Genomic DNA, 18,646 nt, shown 5'->3' with positions numbered 1-18,646 from the left:
TTCCCTTTGACCGCATCACACGGTCAAACCTCGGGTAGTCCCCCGGCAAAGCCGGGGGATTACCTTATTTATTCAGCGTCGCGCCCAGCGTGCAGCAGTCTCTCGAGAGCCACATTCAGGAAAGCTCCGGTTTCCTGCGCCGAGTGAATATCGTCGGCGTCGACGAAATGAAGGGCCAGCGCCTGGGGCTCGGCGTAGGCGGGCCCATCGCCAAGCGAACCGATATCGCGAATAACGACCGCGAGCCCGTTGATGTGAGCGTGCTGGACGAGGTCGAGTTCGTCTGCGAGAGCACCGAGTTCGACACCCACATCAGTTGGGCCAAGCTCGACGCCTGGGCCAAGTTCCCCGACTTCCAGCGCCGCGTCCGCGACATGCTGGTCAGGCAGCAGGCGCTCGACCGGCTGACCATCGGCTTCAATGGCACCAGCGCGGCGGCACAGACCGACCGTGGCGCCAACCCGCTGCTACAGGACGTCAACAAGGGCTGGTTGCAAGTGCTCCGCGAGCATGCCCCCGCCCGTGTGCTCGGCGAGGGCGCCACCGCCGGCGAGGTCCGCGTCGGTCCCGGCGGCGACTACGAGAACATTGACGCCCTGATCTTCGATGTCGTCGGCGAGATGATCGACCCCTGGCACCGGGACAGCGACGACATCAGCGTGATCGCGGGCCGCGAGCTGATCGCCGACAAGTACTTCCAGATGGCCAGCAAGCATGCCGACACCCCGACCGAGGCGGTGGCTCTGGACGTGGTGATGAGCAACGCCCGGTTTGGTGGCAAGGCCGCGGCCAGGGTGCCCGGCATGCCGGAGAACAGCCTGTTCATCACCATGCCGGAGAACCTGTCGATCTACTGGCAGCGCGGTAGCCGCCGCCGCTTCGTGATCGACAACCCCAAGCGGAAGCAGATCGAGAACTACGAATCGTCCAACGAGGCGTACGTGATCGAGGACTTCGGCGCGGCCTGCCTGGTCGAGAACGTCGTGTTCGGCGACTGGGCATAACCACCTGCGGCCCTGGCCAGCATGGGCGGGGCTCTACTCAATGGGAGGCAGCATGAACCTGAGCACAATGAGCCAGCGTGAACTCCGCGACGAGCACATGACCCGCCGCCGGCGCTGCAAGAAGCTCCACAACGGCCAGGCCAGGCTCGAGAAGGCACTCGACCGGGCCAGCAAGGCGGTCAGCGAGGACAACCACGCCGCCACCACCCGCGACGCCGAGGCCCGGCGGCGCTCGGCCTTCCACGACATCGACTGACCCGGATGGAGCGACACTGATGACCAACGACGACCTGGACGCCCTGGAGGGCTGGGCCGAGCCCCTGCTAAACAGGTTGGAGCCGAAGGCACGCAAGAAGCTGATGAGCGACATCGGCCGGCGCCTCGCCAAGTCCCAGCGAGATCGCATCAAGCGGCAGAAGAACCCCGATGGTTCGCCGTTCGCACCACGCAGGGAGAAGGAACAGATCAAGAAGCCGATCAGCTTCCTGTATCGCAAGCCCGGGGGAGGTGAGCGGGTCGGCAGCATGGTCAGCTTCCGCGACGAGGGTGACCGCATGGTCGGCTATGACCGCGAGGTCGACGGCATCCGCACCTTCCTGAAACACCGGGTTCAGTACTACATGAGGCCGAAACATACTGGCGGGGCCCTGCGGGGGCAGCGGGGTAGCATCCGCCGCAAGCCCATGTTCACCAAGATACGGCAGGCCCGCTACCTGAAGCCGCTGGGAACAAGTGCCGACGGGGTGACGGTGGGGTTCGTCTCGGGGGTGGCCCGGTTCGCGAGAATCCACCAGTACGGCCTACGTGCTCAAGTCGAGCCAGGCGGCAACACGGCCGACTATCCGTCGCGCCGTTTGCTGGGCCTGACCGACGCGGACAACGACATGATCCGAGACTCACTGCTGGACGCCATCGCACCAAGATGAGCGGCAGAGCGTGCCGCCCATATCGCCCACAGAGGCCGCGTGAGCAACGCGGCCTCTTTGCTATGGCGAGCTACGTGAGGCGAGAGAACGGCCCACAGCGAGCGGGAGCGCCACAGCCTGACCCACATACACCCCTACCCCCACCCTGCCCCGGGGCGCGCAATCTGCACCCCTCCCCGCCTGCGCTCTAAATATTCCGGGAATTATGCACACATGCAGCCTGGGCCCCGCCCGCACCGTTGCTGGGCGCGAAGATCCCGCCGCCCGCATGGAAGTTATGCGGATCTATGCAGGCTCGCGACCGTGCAGGAGGCCAAAAACCACCGAGATGAGTGGTATCGCTGCGAAATGGCCATTCTGGCCGCCGCGAGCGCGCCAAAAAGCCTAGACGACGATGCAAAAGGCGTGAAGGCGGCAAAGATATGCCCCGATCAGCTCGAGCTCGACGTCACCTGCCGGGCCGATCAGCTTCCCCCCGATCAGCTCGAGCTCGACGTCACCTGCCGGGCCGATCAGCTTCCCCACGATCAGCTCGAGATCGACGAGAACCTGATTCGCGCCGAGCTGACCGCCGCCCAGCGGGCCAGCGCCATCAAGCGGCGGAAGGCGCTGTGGGAGCAGCGGCATGGAGCGCCGGCGGAAAGTGGAAAAACTGTTTCCACTTTATCCGAGGAGCCCAAGACGGGGCGCGGACACAAACAGTTCGCCACCGAGACCGCGGAGCGTACCGGGCAGACCAAGCAGAGCATCAACCAGCACGTCTCTCGCGCCGAGGCCCTGGGCGATGACCTCGATGCCGTCACCGGCACCAGTCTCGACAAGGGCGTCGAGCTGGATGCACTCAAGGCGATGCCGCCAGAAGAGCGCGCCCCGCTGATCGAGCGCGCCCGCGCCGGCGAGCCAGTCACCGCCCGCAAGCCGCCCGCCGAGAAGCACACCACCCGCGAGCAGGTGCTCAGCCAGGGCAAGGCCCGCCGCATCAGCGACCAGACCGTCGAAGTCACCTTTCCCAGATGCCGGGCCGATCAGCTTCCCCATGATCAGCTCGAGCTCGACGTCACCTGCCGGGCCGATCAGCTTCCCCCCCCCGATCAGCTCGAGCTCGACGTCACCTGACGGGCCCGTGGAAAATCACACTGATGTGCGTAGCGTCAGGTTCGCGGGCCGAAGGTGCGTGTAGCGCTTGAGCACGTCCCAGCTCTCGTGGAGGGTGAACTGCTGAACCTCGACAATCTCATAGCCCGCTTCGAACAGCCGCGAGGTCGCCTCGTGGCGAAGGTCGTGAAAGCGTAGGTCTTCGATGCCACATGCAGCCGTTGCCGCCTGCCAGCGGGTGCCGATCGAGGCCGGCCGGAACGGGAAGATGCGGTCTTCGCCCTGGGCGCGTGGCTGCCGGCGGATGATGTCCAGCGCCTCGCTGGTCAACTTGAACTGGCGATGGTTCCCCCACTTCTGCCGCGGGTGCTTGGCATCCCGCACCCAGCAGGTAGAGTCCGCCTCGTCGAGGTCCGACCACAGCAGGCGGGTGATCTCCTCGCGCCGCCTCGAGGAGGCAATGGCGAAATCCATGATGTCTTGCATGGGGATGATAGCGCTCGGCCGGATACGCTGGGAGCGCTCGAAGTACTCGCGCAGTCGCTCGATCTCCGCCAGCGTCGGCCGCCGATCGCGCGCCTTGGACTTGCCAATCAGGCCCTTCGAGCGTAGCAACAGCTTGGCCGCCTCGAACTCGCCGAGGTCAACGGGCATCTTCCATGCCGCTACCGCCGTCTTCAGGATGATGCCCAGCCACACGATGTCCTGATTGACCGTCGCCGGCTGGATACCGCTGTTCCGCCTGATCACTCCATGCTCGACAATCTGTTCACTGGTCAGCTCGTTGACCTGGACGCGGGCAATGGGGAACCGCTGTAGCTGCTGGATGGTCGCACGCTTCGAGCGGCCCGCGCCCTGGGCGAACTCATGCAGGTAGCGCTCGATGGCATCGTTCAGCGTCACGCCCCGCCACTTTGCACTGAGCAAGCCGCCAGGCGTCATCAATTCCAGCTCGCGACGCTTGGCCCACTCATCCGCCATCGCCTTCTTGGGGAAGGTGCGGGCCTCCGAGTGCGCCCGCTCACCCTTGCGCATAATGCGTATCTGGGCGGTGTATGCGACACTTCCGTCCCTCCGCTTCCGCTTGCTGATCGTTGCCATCGACGGCTTCTCCCTTGTAGCAAATCCACTCGCTACAGCTTAGCAAACTCGTAGCAACGCGAGGCCAAAAACGTAGCAAAATGGCAAAAGAAATCGACAAACAGCAAAAGCACGGGACCGCCACAGGCCCCGTAAACACTGAGATTACGGGCCCTGCGCTGGATAGAACGTTTTCCGTGGCGCCTATGATGGACTGGACGACCCGCGACTACCGCGCGTTCGCCCGGACCCTGACCCGGCGCGCCCTGCTCTATACCGAGATGGTGACCACCGGCGCCATCCTGCACGGCAGTCCGCGCAGCCGGTTCCTGGGCCATGACGACGTCGAGCATCCGCTCGCCCTGCAGCTGGGCGGCAGCGACGCCGGCGAGCTCGCCGAGTGCGCGGCCATCGCCGAGGCATGGGGCTATGACGAGGTCAACCTCAACGTCGGCTGCCCCAGCGACCGGGTGCAGAACAACCTGATCGGCGCCTGCCTGATGGGCCACCCCGAGAAGGTGGCCGCCGCCGTGCGCGCCATGCGCGAGGCGGTGTCGATCCCGGTCACGGTCAAGTGCCGCATCGGCATCGACGACCAGGACGAGGATACGGATCTCGAGCGCTTCATCGCCACCGTGGCCGACGCCGGCTGCGACACCTTCATCGTGCATGCCCGCAAGGCGTGGCTCGAGGGGCTCTCCCCCAAGGAGAACCGCGATATCCCGCCGCTCAACTACGCTCGCGTCCATCGGCTCAAGGCGAGCCATCCCGAGCTGCATATCGGCATCAACGGCGGCCTCAGGACCCTCGACGCCTGCCGGGAACAGCTCGATCTCGTGGACAGCGTGATGGTCGGCCGCGAGGCCTACCAGAACCCCTGGCTGCTGGCCGGCGTCGACGAGGCCCTCTACGGCATGACGGGCCCGGCAGGGAGCCGCCACGCGGCGGCCCGCGCCCTGCGCCCCTACATCGCCCGCCGCCTCGATGAGGGAGCGAAGCTCAACCACCTCACCCGTCACCTGCTGGGGCTCTTCCAGGGCCAGCCGGGGGGACGCAAGTTCCGTCGCCACCTCTCCGAGCACGCCCACCGCGAGGGCGCGGACCTGATGGTGTTCGACGACGCCCTGGGCCTGGTCCCCGAGCACGAGGCCGCCGCCGTGGCCTGAGCCCGGCGGCTCTCGAAACGCACACGGCGCCGAGACATCGGCGCCGTGTGCGTTTCGGGCAAGGCTCAGTAGAGCGCGTCGGGGGGCGGCTCCAGGCTTGAGTGAAAGTCCTCGATGGCGCTCTCGGCCTCCTCGATGGCGTCGAAGCGGGCGATATGGAACAGCGCCTCGCCCTCGTTGGCCAGCGGCAGCCGGCTCATGCCGATCACGATGCCATCGGCCACCGAGCGCACCTCGCCCTCGGCGTTGCCGAAGGGGTCCGCCACGCGCCCCAGCAACTCGCCCCTGGCCACCCGGGCCCCGAGCCGCACCTGGGGACGCAGGATGCCGTCGATGGGTGCCCGCGCCCAGCTCGAGCCGTTGGCCACCTCCGCGGCCGGCACCGGGCGGCGGCGATGCTCCCCGGTCAGCATGCCCAGCCGGCGCATCACCCGCAGCACGCCCCGTACCCCGGGGGTGATCGCCCACTGGTCGAAGCGCAGCGCCTCGCCGGCCTCGTAGGTGAGCACCGGGATGCCGCGGTTCTGGGCGTAGTGGCGCAGGCTGCCCTCGCGCAGCTCGGCGTTGAGGATCACCGGCGCCCCGAAGGCGTTGGCCATGCGCTCGGTCTCGCCGCCGGGGGTCAGCTGGGCGCGGATCTGCGGCAGGTTGGTGCGGTGAATGGCGCCGGTATGCAGGTCGATGATGTGGGTGGCGTGGTCGACGATCTGCTCGCGGAACAGCGCCGCCACTCGCCCGCCCAGCGAGCCCGACTCGCTCCCCGGGAAGCAGCGATTGAGGTCGCGGCGGTCCGGCAGGTAGCGGCTATGCTGCACGAAGCCGAAGACGTTGACGATGGGCACGGCGATCAGGGTGCCGCGCAGCCCCTGGAGCTGCTTCGAGCGCAGCAGGCGGCGCACGATCTCCACGCCGTTGATCTCGTCGCCGTGGATCCCGCCGCAGACCAGCAGCACCGGCCCGGACTGGCGCCCGTGCACCACCTCCACGGGAATATAGAGCGGGGCATGGGTATAGAGGCGCGCCACCGGCACGTCGATCTGGGTCCGCGAGCCCGCCGCCACGCGAATACCGGCGAGTTCGAAGGGGGCACGGGCCATGGGCGCTCCTTGCGTCACGAAACGGTGTTTTTCATGGCTTCCTTATACGCCTCTGCCGCATCGATGACGAGCCCGGGCGGCATGAGCGGCCGGCCACTATCCATACAGGTGTGTATGTAAATGATGGGGCGACTCGGGTAGAATACGCCCATCACCAGAACGCCGGAGAGTCCGCTTACATGGCCAGACGCACCAAGGCCGAGGCCGCCGCTACCCGGGAGGCCCTGCTGGACGCCGCCGAGGAGGTCTTCCTCGAGAAGGGCGTGGCCCGCACCTCCCTGGAACAGATCGCCCGTCATGCCGACATGACCCGCGGTGCCATCTACTGGCACTTCCGCAACAAGGCCGACCTCTTCCAGGCCATGCTGCAACGCGTGCGCATGCCCTTCCAGGAACTGGTGGAGGAGATCGGCGACCCCAGCCTCACCGAGCGTCCCCTCGAGGCGATCCGCCTGGCCTGTCTCAAGGGCTTCGAGCGCCTCGAGCAACCCCGCTACCGGCGCGTGCATGCCATCCTCATCCATCACTGCGAGGTCTTCGGCGACATCGACCCGCTGGCCATGCAGAACGAGATGGCCGAGGAGGCGTGCGGGGCGCTGATCGACTATTGCGGCTGTGCGGCACGCCTGGGCCACCTGCGCCCGGGTCTCGACCCCGGGGTGGCCGGTGAGCTGCTGCAGGCGATGCTCGGCGGGCTCTTCCACGACTGGCTTCGCAACCACGAGCGGTTCTCGATCCTCGAGCGTGGCACCCTGCTGCTGGACGCCCAGCTGGAACTGATGCGCGCCCCGGCGTCAGGATGAGGCTGCGGCGCCGCCGCGTCCATGGCGCAGCCGGCTGAGGTGGGCCCGTGCCTCGCGATACTCGACCTCCGGCACGCTGCGGTAGGCGTCCTCACCGGCCACATACTTGACCAGCACCCGGCGCTCGCCGACCTGCGGCAGGTTGCCGGGCTTGCCGTGCAGGCGCACCTGCCAGGCCGGGTCGTCGACCAGCACCGCCGCGGCCCAGCCATCGGCATCCGCTTCGTCCCTCACCTCCACCTTCTCGCCGAGCAGGCAGCGCCGCTGCTGCGGGGCATGGCGATGGAACCAGCGATGCAGGCCATGGCAGAGCCCCGCGGCCAGCGGCGAGGCGAGCGCGAAGGCCCCCCACAGCAGCGCCACCCCGACCGGGATGCGAAACAACCCCATCGGCAGCCAGCGCAGCACGGCGAGCTCAACCCCCAGGGTGATGGCCCCCGCCAGCACCAGCAGCACCGTCAGCGCGAAGGAGGCCGGCACCCCGGCGAAGCCCAGCGCCACCAGGGTGCTGGCCAGGTGGTCGCCCTTGAGGCTGTCGTGCTCGAAGCACTCCACCGGCGCCAGACGCAGCGCCACCAGCAGCCAGTAGAGGGCGGCGAGGGCCAGCAGCGCGCTGAACACCACCACCGGGAAGCTCAGGGCAATCTGGCGTACGGTTTCCATGGGGCACCTCCCGGCAATACTTAGCCAACGAATGAGTCTCTTGCCTCAGCGTAGACCATCCAGGCAAGGGGTTGGACAGCATATCCCTGACGTGGGTCATGGACCGGCCCGCAAGCGCCCCGGCCGGCCCTGGACAGGAAAAGGGGCGCCCCAGGTAGGGGCGCCCCTTCTGTGGCGTGCCGGTCATGGGGCCAGCGCCAGGCGCCGGCCCCTGGCCTCACGACTGGTCGGCGCCGGCCACCCGGCGATGCTCGGTGCCACCCCCCAGCACCTTGCGCCGCAGCCAGTCGGAGACCGACGCGATCATGGCGTAGAAGCTCGGCACGAAGAAGCTGCCCAGCACCGCCACGCTGGCCATGCCCACCGCCACCGTGGTGCCGATGTGATGGCTGCTGGTATCGCTCGCCCCGGTGGCCAGGGCCAGCGGCAGGGTGCCGAAGATGAACGCCAGCGAGGTCATCACGATGGGCCGGAAGCGCAGCCGGGCCGCGGTGATGGCCGCCTCGCGAATCGACTGGCTCTGCTCCTTGCGCTGCAGCTCGGCGAACTCGACGATCAGGATGGCGTTCTTGGCCGCCAGCCCCACCACCACCAGCATGCCGATCTCCACGTAGACGCTGGTGTCGAGCCCGCGCAGCACGATGCCGCCGATGCCGCCGAGGAAGGCGAACGGGGTCGCGGTGAGGACCGCCAGCGGCAGCGACCAGCTCTCGTACTGGGCCGCCAGGATCAGGAACACCATCAGCAGGCCGAAGACGATGGCCAGGGTGGCGGTGCTGCCCATCTGGGTCTCCTGGTAGGCGGTGCCGGTCCAGCCCATGCCCCAGTCGCTGCCCAGGGTCTCCTGGACGATCTCCTCCATGGCGGCGACCGCCTGGCCGGAGCTGTAGCCCGGTGCCGGGCCGCCCTGGAACTGGGCGCCCAGGTAGACCCCGAAGCGCGACACCACCGCCGGCTTGGCCTGGCGCTCGAGGGTCACGAACTCGGAGAGCGGGATCCGCTCGCCGTTGCCGCCGCGCACATAGACGTTGTTGATGTCGTCCGGGGTCCGGCGGAACTCGTCCTCGTTCTGCAGGTAGACCTGGAAGTTGCGGTTCTGATAGCTGAAGTAGTTGACGAAGCCGTTGCCGAAGGTGTTCGACAGGGTAGCGTTGAGGTCCTGAAGCGCCACGCCGTAGCTGAGCGCCTTCTGCTGGTCGATCTCGGCCCGGTAGCCCGGCACGTTGACGTTGAAGGTGGTGAACACCCGCTGCAGGGCCGGGTGCTCGCCCGCCGCCTGCATCACCTGCAGCGAGGCCTGGAAGAGCTCCTGGGGGTTCGCGCCCTCGAAGGACTGCAGGTAGCCGGTGAAGCCGCCGGTGGTGGAGAGCCCCATGATCGGCGGCATGTTGAAGGCCATGGCCGAGCCGCCCGGCACCTGGGCGCCCAGCTGCATGACCTGCCCCACCAGCCCCTCGGCGGTGAGCTCGCGCTCCGCCCAGGGCTCCATGTTGATGAACATCACGCCCCGCGCAGTGTTCACCGCGCTGGAGAGGATGTCATAGCCGGCGACCGCCGCCACGTAGCTGACCCCGGGGATCTCCTCGATGCGCGAGCTCAGCTCGGCCATGTAGTCCTGGGTGCGCGTCAGGGAGGCGGAATCCGGCAGCTGCACGCTGGCCAGCACGATGCCCTGGTCGGTCTCCGGCACCAGGGTCGAGGGCGTGGTCTGGTAGAGCCACCAGGAGCCGCCGATCACCAGCGCGGTGAGCAGCAGCGCCAGGCCCCAGAAGCGCACCAGCAGCTTGACCACCCACATGTAGACGGCGGTGATGGCGGCGAAGAGACGATCGAAGAGGCGCAGCGGGGTATTGATCGCCCGCGCCAGCTTCGACTCGCCCATCGGCGCCTTGTGCTTGATGAAGATCGACGACAGGGCCGGGGTAAAGGTCAGCGCCATCAGCGCCGAGAAGGCCACCGAGATTGCCACGGTCAGCGCGAACTGCTGGTAGATCTGGCCGGTGAAGCCGCCCAGGAAGGCCACCGGCACGAACACCGCGGCCATGATCAGCGAGGTGGCAATGACCGGGCCGCCCACCTCCTTCATGGCGCGGATGGTGGCCTGGGTGACGGTGATCTCCTCGTCCTCGCTGAGCACCCGTTCGACGTTCTCCACCACCAGGATGGCATCGTCCACCACGATGCCGATGGAGAGCACCAGGGCGAACAGCGTCAGCAGGTTGATGGAGAAGCCGAACATGAAGAACCCGGCGAAGGTGGCCAGCACCGAGACCGGCACCACCGACATGGCGATCACCGTGAAGCGCCAGTTCTGCAGGAAGATGAACAGGATCACGCCGACGATCAGGAAGGCCTCGATGAACACCTTGGTCACGGTGCTGACGGAGGCATCGATGAACAGGGTGGTGTCGTAGGGCACCACCTGCTCGAGGCCGGGCGGGAAACGCCCCTCCAGCTCGGCCATGGTCGCCTTGACCGCCTCGGCCGTCTCCAGGGCATTGGCCCCGGGCTGCTGGTTGATGATGATCGGCGACATGGCGGCGCCGTTCAGGCGGGCATCGACGCCGTAGAAGGAGGCACCCAGCTCGATGCGCGCCACGTCCTGAAGGCGCAGCGACGAGCCATCCGGGTTGGTGCGCAGGAAGATCTCGCGGAAGTCGTCGACGTCACTGAGCCGCCCGCCCGCGGTGATGGTGTAGCTGAAGGCGCGCGGCTCGCTCTGAGGCGTGGCCGCCAGGTTGCCCGCCGGCACTTCGGTGTTCTGGGCACGGATGGCGGCAGCCACCTCGGTGGGAGTCAGGTCGTACTGGGCCAGCTTGTCCGGGTCCATCCAGATGCGCATGGCGAACTCGCCGCCGCCCAGCACCTCGGCGTTGCCGACGCCGGGCACCTGGCGCAGCTCGTCGAGGATGTTGAGGGTGGCGTAGTTCTGCATGAAGGTTCGGTCGTAGTCACCCTCCGGCGAGATCAGCGCCACCAGCATCAGGATCGAGCTCGAGCGCAGCTCCACCTGCACGCCCTGGGCCTGCACTGCCTCGGGCAGCTGCGACAGCGCCCCCTGCACGCGGTTGTTGACGTTGATGGTATTGATGTCGCCGTCGGTGTCGATGTTGAAGGCCACGTTGAGGCTCATGGTGCCGTTGTCGGCGCTGGTCGAGGTCATGTAGAGCATGTCCTCGACGCCGTTGATCGCCTCGGCCAGGGGGGCGGCCACCGTCTGGGCCACCGTCTCGGCATCGGCGCCGGGGAACTGGGCCTGCACCGAGACGGTGGGCGGCACCACGCTGGGGTACTGCTCGACCGGCAGCACCCGCATGCTCATCACCCCGATCAGCGTCAGGATGATCGCCAGCACCGTGGCGAAGATCGGCCGCTTGATGAAGAAGTTGGAGAAGCTCATGAGGCGTCGTCCTCGTCCGCCTCGCCGTCCTGCTCACCGGCAGGCGGTGAGCCGGCCCCCTGCTGCATCTCCTCGGCGGCTTCCTGCTCGGCCTCGGCCTCTGCCTGCTCGACCTCCTCGACGATCTCGCCGGCCTCGCCGTCGAAGGGCTGAGGGGCGATGGCCGTGCCCGGCTCGATGCCGGAAGGGTCGCCAACCACCACTCGCTCGCCTACCTCCAGGCCGCCGCGGATGATCTGCCAGGGACCGGCCACCTCGCCCAACTCCACGGTGCGGGCACGGGCCACGCTCTCCTCGTCGAGCACGAACACCTGGGGGCCCATCAGCCCCTGGCCGATGGCAATCTCGGGTACCGCCAACACGTCGTAGCGCTTGAGGCCCTCCAGGCTGACTCGCACGAACTGGCCGGGCAGCACGCGCCCCTCCGGGTTGGCGAAGGTGGCGCTGGCCTGGACGGTGCTGGTGGCCTCCTCCACCCGGGAGCCCAGGAAGTCGAGGCGTCCCTCCAGAGCCGAGCCCTCGGCACCGTCCGTGCCGGGCACGTTGAGCACGGCGGTGATCGCCTCGACGGACTGCTCGCCCACTTGGCGGCGCAGCTCGAAGGCGTCGCGCTGGGGCAGCTGGAAGCGCACCTCCAGGGGATCCAGCGGGGTGATGGTGGCGAACTCGGTGCCGCTGCTCACCAGGTTGCCGACGTTGACCCGGCTGAGGCTGATCATCCCGGAGACGGGCGCGGTGACCTCGGCATAGCCCAGGTCGATCCGTGCACTGGCGAGTGCCGCCTCGGCCTGGGCGACGCCGGCCCGGGCGACGCCCAGCTCGGCCCGGGCCTGGTCATACTGCTGGCGACTCACCGAGTTCTGGCTCAGCAGCCGCTCGAAGCGGTCGGCATCGCGCTGGGCCCGGGCGAGCTCGGCCCGGGCGCTCTGCAGGTCCGCCTCGCGCTGGTTGACCGCGGCCTGGTAGAGGTCCGGCTCGATGCTGTAGAGCGTCTGCCCCTGCTCCACCAGCTGGCCGGGCTCGAAGTGGCGCTGCTCGAGGAAGCCGGTGACGCGGGCCACCAGAGTGACCTCGTTGTCGCTGCGCAGCAGCGACGGGTAGGACTTCTCCAGGGGGATGTCCTGACGGGCGATCTCCGTCACTTCCACCGGATGCGGCGGCCGCTCCTGATTGCCGCCGGCCTGCTGGGGGGCGTCATCCTGGCCACAGGCGGCCAGCAACAGGCCCGCGGCCAGGACGAGCAGGGTCGTCCGGCCGTGTCGGAAGAGCTTTTTCATGGTGTCGGTCGTTCCCGTTGGCGTCGTCAAAGATGAACGAATCTTACATCCATGCGTGTATGGATGTAAATATTAGACCGCTAAGCATCATTCCCGGAGGCGCGGCGGCTCACCGATCTCCATGGCCCCGTCGTAGCTATCGCTCTCTTCCGGCAGGGTGAAGGAGACGCTACCGCCATCCAGCCAGTCGTTGACCTCCTCCACGGCCGGCACGTCAAGCGTTCCCGACTGCTGGCGAAGGCTCAGCAGGTTGATCACATAGTCGGAGCGGGCGCTGGCATGATCGGCGACCGCGTTATAGAGGTTCTGCTCGGCATTGAGTACGTCGACGATGTTGCGGGTGCCCACCTCGTAGCCGGCGCGGGTGGCGTCGAGAGCGCTCTGGTTGGAGACGATGGCCTGGGCACGTGCCTCCACCGTAGAGACGTCGTTGCTGACCTGAGTGAAGCGCGACCGGACCTGCTGGACGGTATCGCGGCGCTGGGCCTCGAAGTCGTACTGGCTGGCCTCCAGCCGGTAGGTGTTCTGGCGAATGCTCGCCTGGGTACGGCCGCCGGTAAAGAGCGGCAGGCTGGCGCGCAGACCGACCTGACTCACCGAGTTGTGGCCTTCCACCACATCGCTATCGCTGTCGTCGAGCCGGTAGTTGGCGAAGGCGTTGACCGTCGGCAGCCGCTCACTACGGGCGATCTCGACGCTGCTGCGCGAGACCTCTACGCCGGCCTCGCTGGCCAGCACCAGGGGATTGTTCTCCATGGCCAGCTCGACCCAGTGGCCGCGGTCGTCCGGGGTGGGCGGCTGGATGGGCACCTCCTCCCCCAGCGCGTCGATGCTGGAGTAGCGCTGACCGGTCAGGCGTTCCAGGACCTCGAAGCGCACCTGCAGGTCGCTCTCGGCGGCGATGCGGACCGCCCGGGCCTGGTCAAAGGCCGCCTTGGCCTCCTCCACCTCGGTGATGGCGATCAGCCCCACCTCGAACTGCTCCCGGGCCTGCTCCAGCTGGCGGCCGATGGCCCGCTCCTGGGCGCGCCGCGCCTCCAGCACCTCGTAGGCCCGCAGGATCTCGAAGTAGGCCGAGGAGACGTCGATCAGCACCTGCTGCTCGGTGGCGGCCAGCTGGTAGGTCTGCTGGTCGATCTGGCGCTCGGCCTGCTCGACCTCGCGGGAGTTGCGGGCATCGAACAGCGCCTGGGTGGCCTCGAGGCTGAGCCTGGCCGTATTGTAAAGATCATCCCCGGCCGTCCCGCTACCGGAAACCGCGCCTGCCCCGCGCTGACTCTCATACTGGCGGTTGTGGGTCACATCCGCCGACACATTGACCTGGGGCAGCAGGTCAGCACGCTCCACATTCCGTCCCGCCTCGACGCTGCCGGTCTGTGACCGGGCCGAGGCCAGCTCGGCATTGTTCTCCAGGGCATCCCGGGTGATGGTCAACAGGTCGGCCGCCTGCAGGGGCGCGGCGAAGGCCGACGCGATCAGTGCCGGCAGCAGGGCACGACGAAGGGTGCGGTGACGGGTCATCGGGTCATCCTCGATTTCTGGTCGGAGCTTTACATACATTTTCGCATGTTTCGGTGATGAATCCACCGCCGAGCCGTCGGGAAATGTGGATTCCTGCCGAAAGTCCCGGGAAATTCCGCTATGCTGCCATGCAGCATAGCCCACTGAGGGAGAACGCCCATGGACGCTCTGGAACTCGTCAGGGTGCGGGAGCTGGAGGTTGCCGTGCGCATCTGGCACCCGGAGGCACCGCGAACCGTCATCGCCTGGCACGGCCTGGCCCGTCACGGCGGGGACTTCGAGGACTTCTCCCGCGTGCTGGGCCCCGGCTGGCGGGTCCTGGCCCCGGACACGCCAGGACGCGGCCTGTCGAGCTGGTCGCTCTACCCCGCCCACGACTATCTCTACGCCCACTACATGAAGGTAGCAGTGGCGGTGCTCGACCACTTCGGCCTCGAACAGGTGCCCTGGGTAGGTACCTCCATGGGCGGGCTGATCGGCATGCTGATGGCCGCCGAGCCCGAGACGGCATCGCGTATCGAGCGGCTGGTGCTCAACGACGTGGGCCCGGAACTCGACCCCGAAGGCCTGGCGAGCCTGGCCAGCTACTTCGGGGCCCCGCACCGCTTCTGCCGCTTCGGCGAGCTCGAGGCCGAGCTCAGGCGCCACTACACGGGCTTCGGCATCGAGGGCGACGATGCCTGGCGGCGCCTCGCGCTGGGCAGCGCGCGGCGGCTGCCGGACGGCAGCTGGACCTACCACTACGATCCGCGCATCGGCGAGCAATTCGTCCACGATACCCCCCGCGACACCTGGGCCGACTGGGCGGCGATCCGCTGCCCGCTGATGGTCGTGCGCGGCGCGGACTCGCCGCTGCTCAAGGCCGAGAGCGTGTCCCGCATGGCCGAGGCGCAGCCCGGCCTGGTCAGCCTCGAGGTGCCCGGCTGCGGCCATGCCCCGATGCTCGACCGGACAAGCCAGGTCCGCCCCATCGCCGACTTCCTCAACCGGCCCCGCCGTCGCGTACTGCCCGGCGCCGCCGGCGGGGCCCTGGCCTGGTGGCAGCGCGGGCTGCGCTGGTTGAAGGGGGCCGGGGCAGGTTGAGCTAATGTAAAGGCACGCGGGCTGATACCATCGGCCACCATGACGCACCCGAGACACCATTGCCCATGACCGAACCGGGCCACATCGACCAGCAGGACGGCCGCCTGGCCATCACCGGGGACTGGACCCTGATGCATTACGCGACCCTGAAGCATCAGGTCGAGCGCCTGGCGCAGACCCGCGAGCCCTCTCCGGAGGGAATCGACCTCGCCCGGCTCGCCGCCCTGGATACCGCCGGCGCCGTGCTGCTGATGGAGCTGGTCGGCGCCGGGCCGCTCGCCGCGATCGACGACTGGGCCCCCGACCTCCCGGCGACGCGCCGTGCCCTGCTGCGCACCCTGGGCGAGGCCATGACCGACAACCGGCCGCCCCCGGCGCAGCCCACCCGGCCGCTGAGGGATACCCTGGCGCGGACCGGCCAGCTCGTCGAGGGGCTCTGGCAGCAGCAGCGCCAGCTGCTCGGCTTCATCGGCCAGGTGCTCGCCACTCTCGCCGCCACCGCCTGGCGACCGGGCCGTTGGCGCCTCACCTCGATGGTGGCCCAGCTGCACCAGACGGGCCTCAACGCCCTGCCCATCGTCGCCCTGCTGACCTTCCTGGTGGGTGCGGTGGTGGCCTTCCTCGGCGCCACGGTGCTGCGCGATTTCGGCGCCACCATCTACACCGTCAACCTGGTCGCCTTCGCCTTCCTTCGCGAGTTCGGCGTGCTGCTCGCCGCCATCCTGCTCGCCGGTCGCACCGCCAGCGCCTTCACTGCCCAGCTCGGCGCCATGAAGGCCAACGAGGAACTCGATGCCGTGCGCACCCTCGGCCTCGACCCCATCGAGCTGCTGGTGCTGCCGCGGGTGCTGGCGATGATGCTGACCCTGCCGATCCTCACCTTCGTGGGCATGCTGAGCGGCATCCTCGGCGGGGCCCTGGTCTGCCTGCTGGCCCTGGACATCTCGCTCGTCCAGTTCCTGGCCATCCTGCAGCGCGATATCCCCCTCGAGCACTTCCTGGTGGGCCTTTCCAAGGCGCCGCTGTTCGCCTTCCTGGTCGCGGTGATCGGCTGCCTGGAAGGCTTCAAGGTCAGCGGCAGCGCCCAGTCCGTGGGTGAGCACACCACCTCGAGCGTGGTGCAGTCGATCTTCGTGGTGATCCTGCTGGATGCGGTGGCGGCGCTGTTCTTCATGGAGATGGGCTGGTGAGCGGGTCACGGGCCTCGAGGAACGACGCGCCGCTGATCCGGGTCCGCGGGCTGGCCAACCGCTTCGGTGAGCACAGCGTCCACGAGGACCTCGATATTGACCTCTTCCCCGGTGAGATCCTCGGCGTGGTCGGCGGCTCGGGCACCGGCAAGTCGGTCCTGCTGCGCAGCATCGTCGGCCTGCTGCGGCCCAGCGCCGGGCAGATCGAGGTGTTCGGCGAGGAGCTCCTGAGCCTCTCCGCCCGGGACCGCTCCCGGGTGGAGCGCCGCTTCGGGGTGCTGTTCCAGCGCGGGGCGCTCTTTACCTCGCTGACCCTGCAGGAGAATGTCGCCCTGCCGCTGATCGAGCACATCGGGCTCTCCCGCGCCGACGCCGAGGCCCTGGCCCGGGTCAAGTTGGCACTCGCCGGTCTTCCCGGAGACGCTGCGATCAAGTATCCCGCCGAGCTCTCAGGTGGCATGATCAAGAGAGCCGCCCTGGCGCGCGCCCTGGCGCTCGACCCGGAAGTGCTGTTCCTGGACGAGCCGACGGCGGGCCTGGACCCGATCGGTGCCGCGGCCTTCGACCGCCTTATCCTGACCCTGCGCGACGCCCTGGGCCTGAGCGTCTTCCTGGTCACCCACGACCTGGACACCCTCTATACCGCCTGCGACCGGGTGGCCGTGCTGTCGCAAGGCCGGGTGCTGGTCGCCGATCGCCTCGACGTCGTCGCGGCCACCGACGATGAGTGGATCCACGACTATTTCCATGGCCCCCGAGGCCGCGCCGCCCATGAGGCGGCCCACCCGGTGGAGGAGCCCTGACGATGGAACCCCGCGCCCACCATGTGCTGATCGGGCTGTTCACGGTGATCACCCTGGGCAGCGCGCTGCTGTTCGCCCTGTGGCTTGGCAAGTCCAGTGTCGATCGCGACTACGACTGGTACGAGGTCGGTTTCAACCGCGCGGTCAGCGGGCTCTCCGAGGGCAATGCGGTCCTCTACAGCGGCATCGAGGTCGGGGATGTGGTCAGGCTGCGCCTCGACCCCCGGGACCCGCGCCAGGTCCGGGCGCTGATCCGCGTCTACAGCGATGTCCCGATCAAGCAGGACACCCGCGCCAGCCTGGCGCTGGCCAACATCACCGGCACCATGAACATCCAGCTGCTCGGCGGCACCCCGCAGAGCCCCCGCCTGCAGGGCGACCGCGACGATCCCCCACTGATCCAGGCCGAGCCCTCGCCGCTGAGCTCGCTGCTCTCCAACAGCGAGGAGCTCTTCGCCCAGGTGGACCGGTTGCTGACCAACGCCAACCGGCTGCTCTCCGAGGAGAACGCCGAGAGCCTGACGCGCACCCTGGACAACCTGGAGGTCGTCTCGGGGGCGCTGGTCGACCAGCGCCATGCCCTCGGCGAGGCCATGGCGCGCTTCGGTGAGGCCGGCGAGCAGATCGAGGCCTCCCTGCAGGGCTTCAGCCGCCTGGGCGAGACGGCCGACGAGCTGCTCGACGAGGAGGGGCGCGCGACCCTCCAGAGTGCCCAACGCGCCATGCAGTCGCTGGAGTCTACCACCGCCCGGCTGGACGGCCTGACGGCACGCCACGAGGGCTCCCTGGCACGGGGCCTGCAGGGCGTGGGCGAGCTCGACCCGGCCATGCGCGAACTGCACGCCGCGCTGAGGGCCCTGAACCGCCTGGTGCGACGCCTGGAGGAAAACCCGGCGGATGCCCTGCTGGGTCGCGACGAGATCCAGGAGTTCACTCCATGAACCTGCCCGCCATGTCTCGACGCCCCCTGTCTCGACGCCCCCTGTCTCGAGGCCCCATGCCACGCCTCGCCATGGCTCTGCCGGCCCTGCTGATGGCGCTGCTGCTCGCGGGCTGCAGCCTGCTCCCCGAGCAGGAGCCGGTGCGCCTCTTCACGCTGCCCGAACCGTCACTGTCGGCGTCTGATGAGGCCACCCGCGACCTGACCCTGAGAGTCGACACGCCCAGCGCCGGGGCGCCCCTGGATGGCCGGCGCATGCTGGTCATGCCCTCGCCCGGGGAATTCCAGGCCTATGCGGGGGCACGCTGGAGCGACGATGCCCCGCGGCTACTGCGCGACCACCTGATCGCGGCCTTCCGCCGCGACGCCACCCTGGCCGCCGTGGTGGACGACGCCAGCCGGGCGCGCAGCGACGCCACCCTGGCGAGCCACCTGGGGGCCTTCCACAGCCGCTACCGCGAGGGCAACCCCGAGGTGGTGCTGCGCCTCGAGGTCCAGCTGCTCGACGAGGCCACCCGCGAGGTGCTGGCCAGCCGCCGCTTCGAGGCGGTGGTGGCAAGCGACGACGACAGCCTCGACGCCGTGGTCGGGGCCTTCG

Annotated in this window: 16 protein-coding genes and 1 pseudogene; 11 read left to right on the top strand and 6 right to left on the bottom strand. The window is 68.4% G+C overall.

The window, feature by feature from the left end; genetic code table 11:
* Positions 1–80: 80 nt before the first annotated feature.
* The 4 genes and pseudogenes from SCI24_RS16345 to SCI24_RS16330 form a co-directional block, all read left to right on the top strand.
* Positions 81–1,004 (top strand): annotated as a pseudogene (locus SCI24_RS16345) (phage major capsid protein, P2 family); the annotation flags it as partial.
* 52 nt (positions 1,005–1,056) lie between these two features.
* Positions 1,057–1,260: a hypothetical protein gene (locus tag SCI24_RS16340; protein WP_318726388.1), complete on the top strand. Its 204-nt coding sequence runs from the start codon at positions 1,057–1,059 to the stop codon at positions 1,258–1,260.
* Positions 1,261–1,279: 19 nt separating this feature from the next.
* A complete protein-coding gene (locus tag SCI24_RS16335) occupies positions 1,280–1,930 on the top strand; it encodes a phage virion morphogenesis protein (RefSeq protein WP_318726387.1) in 651 nt (216 codons plus the stop codon).
* 303 nt (positions 1,931–2,233) lie between these two features.
* Positions 2,234–3,046, top strand: coding sequence for a hypothetical protein (locus SCI24_RS16330; protein ID WP_318726386.1), 813 nt, complete (start codon positions 2,234–2,236; stop codon positions 3,044–3,046).
* A 15-nt stretch (positions 3,047–3,061) separates the two neighbouring features.
* On the opposite strand, the gene SCI24_RS16325 is transcribed toward SCI24_RS16330, so the two are convergent.
* Positions 3,062–4,126, bottom strand: a complete 1,065-nt coding sequence (locus tag SCI24_RS16325; protein ID WP_318726385.1) for a site-specific integrase — start codon at positions 4,124–4,126, stop codon at positions 3,062–3,064.
* A gap of 80 nt (positions 4,127–4,206) precedes the next feature.
* Here SCI24_RS16325 and dusA point away from each other — a divergent pair, with 80 nt between their 5' ends.
* Positions 4,207–5,271: a tRNA dihydrouridine(20/20a) synthase DusA gene (dusA, locus tag SCI24_RS16320; RefSeq protein WP_412930031.1), complete on the top strand. Its 1,065-nt coding sequence runs from the start codon at positions 4,207–4,209 to the stop codon at positions 5,269–5,271.
* A gap of 65 nt (positions 5,272–5,336) precedes the next feature.
* Here dusA and SCI24_RS16315 read toward each other — a convergent pair whose 3' ends face one another.
* Positions 5,337–6,368: a succinylglutamate desuccinylase/aspartoacylase family protein gene (locus SCI24_RS16315; RefSeq protein ID WP_318726384.1), complete on the bottom strand. Its 1,032-nt coding sequence runs from the start codon at positions 6,366–6,368 to the stop codon at positions 5,337–5,339.
* Positions 6,369–6,547: 179 nt separating this feature from the next.
* Between SCI24_RS16315 and SCI24_RS16310 the strand changes: the two genes are divergently transcribed.
* Positions 6,548–7,171: a TetR family transcriptional regulator gene (locus SCI24_RS16310; RefSeq protein WP_318726383.1), complete on the top strand. Its 624-nt coding sequence runs from the start codon at positions 6,548–6,550 to the stop codon at positions 7,169–7,171.
* On the opposite strand, the gene SCI24_RS16305 is transcribed toward SCI24_RS16310, so the two are convergent.
* The 4 genes from SCI24_RS16305 to SCI24_RS16290 form a co-directional block, all read right to left on the bottom strand.
* Positions 7,163–7,834, bottom strand: coding sequence for a hypothetical protein (locus SCI24_RS16305; RefSeq protein ID WP_318726382.1), 672 nt, complete (start codon positions 7,832–7,834; stop codon positions 7,163–7,165). The genes SCI24_RS16310 and SCI24_RS16305 overlap by 9 nt on opposite strands.
* A gap of 217 nt (positions 7,835–8,051) precedes the next feature.
* A complete protein-coding gene (locus SCI24_RS16300) occupies positions 8,052–11,234 on the bottom strand; it encodes an efflux RND transporter permease subunit (protein WP_318726381.1) in 3,183 nt (1,060 codons plus the stop codon).
* On the bottom strand, positions 11,231–12,511 hold the full coding sequence (locus SCI24_RS16295) for an efflux RND transporter periplasmic adaptor subunit (RefSeq protein ID WP_318726380.1): 1,281 nt from the start codon (positions 12,509–12,511) through the stop codon (positions 11,231–11,233). Before SCI24_RS16295 ends, SCI24_RS16300 begins: the two co-directional genes overlap by 4 nt.
* A gap of 87 nt (positions 12,512–12,598) precedes the next feature.
* Positions 12,599–14,032, bottom strand: coding sequence for a TolC family outer membrane protein (locus SCI24_RS16290; protein ID WP_318726379.1), 1,434 nt, complete (start codon positions 14,030–14,032; stop codon positions 12,599–12,601).
* Between the two features lie 159 nt (positions 14,033–14,191).
* Here SCI24_RS16290 and SCI24_RS16285 point away from each other — a divergent pair, with 159 nt between their 5' ends.
* The 5 genes from SCI24_RS16285 to SCI24_RS16265 all read left to right on the top strand — a co-directional run.
* The gene (locus SCI24_RS16285; RefSeq protein WP_318726378.1) at positions 14,192–15,115 is read left to right on the top strand and encodes an alpha/beta hydrolase; all 924 of its coding nucleotides are present in this window, start codon (positions 14,192–14,194) and stop codon (positions 15,113–15,115) included.
* A 65-nt stretch (positions 15,116–15,180) separates the two neighbouring features.
* On the top strand, positions 15,181–16,305 hold the full coding sequence (locus tag SCI24_RS16280; RefSeq protein ID WP_318726377.1) for an ABC transporter permease: 1,125 nt from the start codon (positions 15,181–15,183) through the stop codon (positions 16,303–16,305).
* Positions 16,299–17,108, top strand: coding sequence for an ABC transporter ATP-binding protein (locus SCI24_RS16275; RefSeq protein ID WP_412930035.1), 810 nt, complete (start codon positions 16,299–16,301; stop codon positions 17,106–17,108). The genes SCI24_RS16280 and SCI24_RS16275 overlap by 7 nt, the downstream gene beginning before the upstream one ends.
* 2 nt (positions 17,109–17,110) lie before the next feature.
* On the top strand, positions 17,111–18,049 hold the full coding sequence (locus tag SCI24_RS16270) for an MlaD family protein (protein ID WP_318726375.1): 939 nt from the start codon (positions 17,111–17,113) through the stop codon (positions 18,047–18,049).
* A partial coding sequence (locus tag SCI24_RS16265) for an ABC-type transport auxiliary lipoprotein family protein (protein ID WP_318726374.1) occupies positions 18,046–18,646 on the top strand: 601 nt, incomplete at its 3' end. The genes SCI24_RS16270 and SCI24_RS16265, both read left to right, overlap by 4 nt.

It is taken from the genome of Halomonas sp. (assembly GCF_033549285.1).
Classification (GTDB): Bacteria; Pseudomonadota; Gammaproteobacteria; order Pseudomonadales; family Halomonadaceae; genus Halomonas.
This window is presented reverse-complemented; position numbering and strand designations above follow the sequence as displayed.